The 941-nt window shown below is 39.6% G+C and carries 1 protein-coding gene; it reads left to right on the top strand.

Annotation, left to right across the window (positions count from 1 at the left end; all coding sequences use genetic code 11):
- Positions 1-941: pertactin-like passenger domain-containing protein (locus ACFIKE_RS11575; protein ID WP_375650092.1), on the top strand; the 941-nt coding region annotated here is incomplete at both ends.

Below are 941 nucleotides of genomic sequence, written 5' to 3'. Positions count from 1 at the left end.
GAGGGTGGAAAACAAAGAGTGGAGGGAGGAGGATCCGCATTGAGAGCTGAAATTTATGGTGGGGAGCAGCTTGTTTTCGGAAATGGTTATGTAAATGGTGGAATTGTGGGGAGCAGTGCTTATAACACGACACTTTATGGTCAAGGTGATACGCTGGGACAGCAGAATGTATATGATGATGGGATGGCTGTGGGAACAAAAGTGATGAGTGGAGGAGTACAAACTCTTGCTAAGTGGTTTCCTAATGATGATAACTTTGCAGAAAAAGCCGGCGGTTTAGCTGTAAATGCTGAAATCTTTTCAGAGGGTGTGCAGCGTGTTTTAGCAGGAGGTGAAGCAAATACAGTCATTTTACGCACTGGTGGTGTTCAAGAAGTCTATGCAGGTGGAATTGTAAAGAATCTAACGATTGAAGGTAATGCTAATTCATGGATTTCTCCTAGTGCAATATTAGGAGGAGAAATAAAAGTTCAGGATTTTGGTGGGCTCCATCTTGATGCTGGAGACGATGGTCAACAAACTATAGTAGAAAACATTGAATTAAATGGAGAAGACGCTCAATTATACTCCGTTGCTCGTGGGTTTGACGACAAAAGTACACGCATTCAGCAGTTAAGCGGTGTAGGAAAAGTCATTTTTACCTCTTTTGAAGATGATTTATATTACTCTCAGCTTTACATTGATAATCTAGCAGGGAGTCTACATTTTAACTTTAATGTTAGCCTTGCAGAAGAAAAAGGTGATTATCTCTTTATCAAAAATGGCCGTGGTTCTCACACAATAAGTATTTTAGATTCCGGTATTGAAATTGTTGATACTTCTTCAACAGAACTTGATTTAATTGTTGATCAAAGTGGTGGCGCACATTTTACCTTGAGAAGCTTTTCTGGTGCAAATGTTAAAACTATTGATGGCGGAACCTATACGTATGGTTTAAAACA

Source organism: Bartonella sp. MU70NMGDW (genome assembly GCF_042194085.1).
In the GTDB taxonomy this organism is placed as follows: domain Bacteria; phylum Pseudomonadota; class Alphaproteobacteria; order Rhizobiales; family Rhizobiaceae; genus Bartonella; species Bartonella grahamii.
Note: the sequence above shows the minus strand (reverse complement) of the source record. Positions and strands in the feature narration are given on the sequence as shown.